At 66.4% G+C, this 6,000-nt stretch carries 5 protein-coding genes and 1 pseudogene; 4 read left to right on the top strand and 2 right to left on the bottom strand.

Annotated features, from left to right (window positions below; genetic code table 11):
• A pseudogene (locus C7R54_RS29085) lies at positions 1-190 on the bottom strand (hypothetical protein); the annotation flags it as partial.
• A gap of 294 nt (positions 191-484) precedes the next feature.
• Between C7R54_RS29085 and rng the strand changes: the two are divergent.
• Positions 485-1,969, top strand: a complete 1,485-nt coding sequence (gene rng / locus C7R54_RS27305; protein WP_129154053.1) for a ribonuclease G — start codon at positions 485-487, stop codon at positions 1,967-1,969.
• 39 nt (positions 1,970-2,008) lie between these two features.
• Here rng and msbA read toward each other — a convergent pair whose 3' ends face one another.
• Positions 2,009-3,787, bottom strand: coding sequence for a lipid A export permease/ATP-binding protein MsbA (gene msbA, locus C7R54_RS27300; RefSeq protein ID WP_129154052.1), 1,779 nt, complete (start codon positions 3,785-3,787; stop codon positions 2,009-2,011).
• Positions 3,788-3,908: 121 nt separating this feature from the next.
• Here msbA and C7R54_RS27295 point away from each other — a divergent pair, with 121 nt between their 5' ends.
• Genes C7R54_RS27295 through C7R54_RS27285 form a run of 3 tightly spaced genes read left to right on the top strand, consistent with a single transcriptional unit; the run spans position 3,909 to position 5,997 of the window.
• Entirely contained in the window at positions 3,909-4,922 is a 1,014-nt protein-coding gene (locus tag C7R54_RS27295; RefSeq protein WP_129154051.1) for a glycosyltransferase family 9 protein, read from the top strand.
• A 38-nt stretch (positions 4,923-4,960) separates the two neighbouring features.
• Entirely contained in the window at positions 4,961-5,728 is a 768-nt protein-coding gene (locus tag C7R54_RS27290; RefSeq protein WP_129154050.1) for a YdcF family protein, read from the top strand.
• Positions 5,728-5,997 (top strand): YkgJ family cysteine cluster protein, encoded by a 270-nt coding sequence (locus tag C7R54_RS27285; protein WP_129154049.1) that lies wholly within the window; start codon positions 5,728-5,730, stop codon positions 5,995-5,997. Before C7R54_RS27290 ends, C7R54_RS27285 begins: the two co-directional genes overlap by 1 nt.
• Positions 5,998-6,000: the final 3 nt, after the last annotated feature.

Here is a 6,000-nt window from a genome sequence, read left to right as displayed (position 1 = left end):
TCCGCATCAAGCGCCCACACTTATCGGTTGTTTCGTTGTTAAAGAGCGGTACTGCCAACTGCCTTTCGCTGTTTGCCTGACTCGCTACGCCGTTTTCGTTGCGTCGCTGTGTCAGCAGCAGAGAAACGAGATTATGAAGCAGTTTTTTGAAGTTGTCAAATTCATCTCTGAACTTTTTTACTTCTTTCAAACGCCGCGTGCTTCTTCGAAGTCACCGCCCTGCATCTGAAACCTGCTTACTTCTCACCTCACCTTCGCTACCTGGCTCGCGCTTGGGAACCGTTGCCGGCTCGTTGTCGCGCTTGCGTTTGAGCAGCGAAGAAAGAGACTATAGCACGGTTTTTTCGACGTGCGCAAGTCGATAGGCCCCTGCCGCGACGGCGGGCCACTTTGTCGATAGACTTCGAGCATCGGCATCGGAGCCGCGCACGCGGGGTCTCCATGCCCAGGAACACCACATACATATATAGAAGAATCTTCGACCATGCCCTCTAGCACCGTGCTGCCTCATGAAGACATCCTGATCAACGTCACCCCCTTCGAAACCCGCGTCGCCATCATCGAGCAAGGCGCGGTGCAGGAACTGCACGTGGAGCGCAGCATCCAGCGGGGCCAGGTCGGCAACGTCTATCTTGGCCGTGTCGTCCGGGTACTGCCCGGCATGCAGAGCGCCTTCGTCGACATCGGGCTGGAGCGGGCGGCGTTCATCCATATCGCCGACCTGCGGGAAAACCGCAGCGAGCGCAGCCAGGGGTTGACACCCACGCCCATTGAAAAGCTCCTGTTCGAGGGGCAGACCCTCATGGTGCAGGTCATCAAGGACCCGCTGGGCACCAAGGGTGCGCGGCTGTCGACCCAGATCAGCATCGCCGGCCGGATGCTGGTGTACCTGCCGCACGATCCCCATATCGGCATTTCGCAGAAGATCGAGTCGGAGGCGGAACGTATACAGCTGCGCGAACGCCTGCATGCGCTGGTGCCTTCCGACGAGAAAGGCGGCTTCATCGTCCGCACGCAGGCCGAAGGCGCCACCGACGAGGAACTGCAGGCCGACCTGGAGTACCTGCGCAAGCTGTGGTCCAGCGTCCAGGCCTTGGCGCGCACCCAGCCCGCGCCGACGGTGCTGCACCAGGACCTGACGCTGGCCCAGCGCGTATTGCGCGACATGGTCGGCCCGCGCACTGGCACCATCCGCGTCGATTCGCGCACCACCACGGTCAGCCTGATCGAATGGGCCAAGCTGTATACGCCCTCCGTGACGGAAAGGATCACCCATTACAGCGGGGAGCGGCCCTTGTTCGACATGGCCAATGTCGATGAGGAGATCGCGCGGGCCTTGTCGCGCCGCGTCGACCTGAAGTCAGGCGGCTACCTGATCATCGACCAGACGGAGGCGCTGACGACGGTGGACGTGAATACGGGCGGTTTCGTCGGCGGCCGCAATTTCGACGACACCATCTTCAAGACCAACCTGGAGGCGGCGCAGGCCATAGCCCGCCAGCTGCGGCTGCGCAACCTGGGCGGCATCGTCATCCTGGACTTCATCGACATGGAGGACCCGGAGCATCGCGAGACCGTGCTGGCCGAACTGCGCAAGGCGCTGGCGCGCGACCGCACGCGCATGACGGTCAACGGGTTCACGCAACTGGGCCTGGTGGAGATGACGCGCAAGCGCACGCGCGATTCGCTGGCCCATCAGTTGTGCGAGCCCTGCCCGACCTGCCAATCACGGGGTCATGTGCGCACCGCCCGCACGGTCTGCTACGAAATACTGCGCGAGATCCTGCGCGAGGCGCGTCAGTTCAATCCCAAGGAATTCCGCATCCTGGCGTCGCAAGAGGTCGTGGACCTGTTCCTGGAAGAGGAAAGCCCGCACCTTGCCATGCTGGGCGACTTCGTCGGCAAGAAGGTGTCCCTGGAAGTCGAAGCCGCCTATAACCAGGAACAGTACGACCTGATCCTGATCTGAGGCCATGGCGACGGGCGCCCGCGAGGGCGGCGCCCCGCCTCAGTCGGTATCGCGGAACTGCATGCGATACAGGGTGGCATAGAGCCCGTTGGCCGCCAGCAGGTCCTCGTGGCGACCGTTTTCCACCACCCTGCCCGCGTCCAGCACGATGATGCGATCGGCGTTCTGCACGGTGGACAGGCGGTGGGCGATGACCAGGGTGGTGCGCCCCTTCATCAGCCGCTCCAGCGAGGCCTGGACCTGGCGCTCCGATTCGTTGTCCAGGGCAGACGTGGCCTCGTCCAGGATAAGGATGGGCGCGTTCTTGATGAGGGCCCGCGCGATGGCCAGGCGCTGGCGCTGGCCACCCGACAGGCGCGCGGCATTCTCGCCCACCGGCGTCTGCAGGCCCTTGGGCAACTGGCTGACGAAGTCGCGCAGATTGGCGGCCTCCAGCGCGGCCATCACCTGCTCGTCGGTCGCCTGCTCCAGCGAACCATAGCCGACGTTGACCGCGATGGTGTCGTCGAACAGCACCACGTCCTGGCTGACCAGCGACAGGTGCGAACGCAGGCTGGCCAGCGTCAGTTCGTTGATTTCGATATCGTCGACCAGGATGCTGCCCGCCGTGGGCAGGATGAAGCGCGGCAGCATGTTCACGAGCGTGGTCTTGCCGCTGCCCGAACGGCCCACCAGGGCCACCGTTTCGCCCGGCTGCACGCTGAACGAAATACCGCTCACGGTGTCCTGCGTGGCATCCGGGAAGCGATGGCCGACGTCACGGAATTCGATCTTGCCGCGCACCGGCGCGGGCAATACGCGCGTGCCGCCGTCCAGTTCCGGCACCTGGTCGATCAGGGTGAACACGCTTTCGGCGGAGACGAGCATGCGCTGCATCTTGCCGGCCAGGTTGGTCAGCCGCTTGACCGGGTCGAACAGCTGGGCCAGCGACGCCATGAAGGCGGCGAAACTGCCCGCGGTGAGCGTGCCGGCATTGGCCTGCCCCAGCGCCACGGCGATGATGGCGGCCACCGAGATGGAAATGCAGACCTGGGTCAGCGGGGTCATGGCCGCGTCGGCGACGGCGCTGCGCATGGCAAAGCGGCGCAAGCGCGAATTGACATAGGCGAAGCGGCCACGCTCGTACTCGTAGCCGTCGAACAGCTTGATGACGCGCTGGCCATCGATGCCCTCGCCCACCACGCGGGTCAGTTCCGCGTTCATGTTGACGGTATCCCGGTTGATCTTGCGCAGGCGCCGGATGAACACGCGGGCGATCAGCACCGACACCGGCAGCATGACCAGGATGATCAGGGTCAGCACCCAGGACATGTACAGCAGCACGCAGATCAGCGCCACCACCACCAGCGATTCGCGCACCAGCACGGTAATGACATCGGTGGCGTAGCCGGTGACATTGCCGGCGTCGATGGTGAAGCGATTGAGCAGGCGCCCCGTGTCGCCCCGCTTGAACTCGGCGTCGGGCAGGCCCAGCAGACGGTCGAACATTTCCTGGCGCATGCCGCGCAGCACATTGTTGGCCACCCAGGCAAGCAGGTAGTCGCTGAAGAAATTGCAGGCCCCGCGCAACAGGATCAAGCCGACCACGGCCAGCGGGATGGCCCAGACGTAGTAGGGCTTGGCGCCGGAGAACCCATCGTCCAGCAAGGGCTTCATGATGACGGCCAGCGTCGGCTGCGTGCCGGCGGCGCCCGCCATCAGCAGGATCGCGAGTATCAGCGCTTTCCAATGCGACCCGACGCGGGAATAGATACGGGCCCAGATGACGGACTTCACCGCCTGGCTACCAGCCTGCGCGTTACGTGCGGCAGAATTCAAGAAATCTCTCGCTTTTATACAATCTTGACCGGCGATTGTACCGTTGGCTCGCGAGATCCCGCGGCGCGCCCCCGGTTCATTCCCCGATCCTCTACAAAAGCTCCATTTTTCCAGTTCCGCTATGCCGTCGAATCTCCGCCTGTACGTCAGACTGCCCAATTGGGTAGGCGACGTCTGCATGAGCCTGCCCTCCCTGTATGTGCTGCAGGCCACCGGCCTGCCGCTGACGATCTGCGCCCGCCCCTGGGCGCGCGACTTGTTGGCGGGCGTGGCGCCGGCGCAGGACTTCGTGCCCATGCGCGGCGCCTGGCGCGCCGACCGCGCCGCGCTGCGGCAGCAGCTGCGCGAGCGCGGCGCGAGCGCGCGCGACTGCCGCGGGTTGAGCCTGCCGGACTCGCTGTCCAGCGCCGCGGTTTTCCGGCTGGCGGGGATACCCACCGCCGGCTATCGCGACGACGGCCGCAGCCTGCTGCTGCGCTGGCCGATCGACAAGCCCGGGACGCCGCTGCATGCGGTCGAATCCTGGTACTACCTGACCCGCAAGGCGTTGACGTACTGGGGCTTGCCGGCGGGCGCCGAACAGCCCGGCCCGGCGCTGGGCCTGACGCCGACCGCCGACCAGGGGATGGCCGCCGACGCCGCGCTGGCGGAGGCCGGGCTGGCGCGCGGAGGCTTCGTGCTGATCGCCCCGACCGCCACCGGGCTGCATCGCGGCCGCAACAAGGTCTGGCCGGGCTTCGATGCGTTGACGCGCCGCCTGCAGGCGCAAGGCATCGACGTGGCCATGTGCCCGCCGCCGTCCGAAGTCGACGAGGCCCGTCGCAATGCCCCGTCCGCGCGCCTGCTGCCTGCCCTGGGCCTGGGCGCCTTCGCCGCCCTGACCACCCGCGCGGCGCTGGTCGTGTGCAACGACTCGGGGGTCTCGCACGTGGCCGCGGCCGCCGGCGCGCGGCAGGTGACGCTGTTCGGCGTCACCGAGCGCGACCGCACCGGCCCGTGGTCCCGGGACGCCGTCTGCCTGGGTTCCAGCCAGCACTGGCCGGCGGTGGAGGAGGTGGAGCCGGCCGTGCTGGCGTTGCTGCAATCCACCGAAGCCGGAGCCAAGGACGGAGCAACAGCAGGCGCCGCTGGCTGATTGACATCGGCGCCGACCGTCGGAACAATCGTGCCGGTATGGAAATCGCAAGTCTGCTGGCAAATCTGATCATTCCCCTGAACCTGTGCCTGGCCCTGGTGGCCCTGGGCCTGGTATTGGCGCTGTTCCGGCTGCGCGCGACGGGCGCCATCGTCGCCGCCCTGGGATTGGCATGGGCGCTGGCCTGGTCGCTGCCGGTGACCTCGCTGTGGCTGGGCGGCGCGCTGGAACGGCAATATCCCTACAGGCAGCCCGCCGAGCAGCCGATGGCGGACGCCATCGTGGTCCTGGGCGGCAACACCGCCAACAGCCGTCCGAACTGGTTCCTGCCGTACGACCGCGACACGGCGATCACCCGCCTGCAAACGGCCACCCAGCTATACCTGGCCGGCCGCGCCCCGAAGATCGTGCTGTCCGGCGGCGCGCTGTCCGGCGACGTCAGCGAGGCCCAGGGCATGGCCCACGCGCTGCGCCTGGCGGGCATCCCCGAACAGGCGTTGATCCTGGAAAACTTCAGCCGCACCACCTACGAGAACGCCACGCTGACCGAGGACGAATTGCGCGACCATCACCTGGGCACCGTGCTGCTGGTCACGTCCGCGCTGCACATGCCGCGCGCCATGGCGGCATTCCGCAAGCAAGGGGTGACGGCCGTCGCGGCCCCTTCCCTGCCGCAAATCGTCGTCCCGGCCACGCAGCCGCCGCTGCCGCTCTGGTGGCCCGACATGCGCACCTTCGACGCCAGCCGGTCCATCATCAAGGAGTACTTCGGACTGTTCGTGTACTGGTTGAGAGGCTGGGTCTGATGGCGCTCTCCTGTCGACCGGGTTGCGGCGCCTGTTGTATCGCGCCATCCATCACCAGCCCCTTGCCGGGCATGCCGCAAGGCAAGCCGGCTGGCCAGCGCTGCGCGCAACTGCTGGACGATATGCGGTGCGCGGTGTTCGGCAAGCCGGAACGTCCCGCTTTCTGCGGGGGGCTGCAGGCCAGCGCGGATATGTGCGGGTCCGACCGGGACCACGCCATCGTCTGGCTGACGGCGCTGGAGGCGGCGACCGCGCCCGCCTCGCCCTGACCC

It is taken from the genome of Achromobacter aloeverae, from assembly GCF_004121055.1.
In the GTDB taxonomy this organism is placed as follows: Bacteria; Pseudomonadota; Gammaproteobacteria; order Burkholderiales; family Burkholderiaceae_B; genus Bordetella_C; species Bordetella_C aloeverae.
Note: the sequence above shows the minus strand (reverse complement) of the source record. Positions and strands in the feature narration are given on the sequence as shown.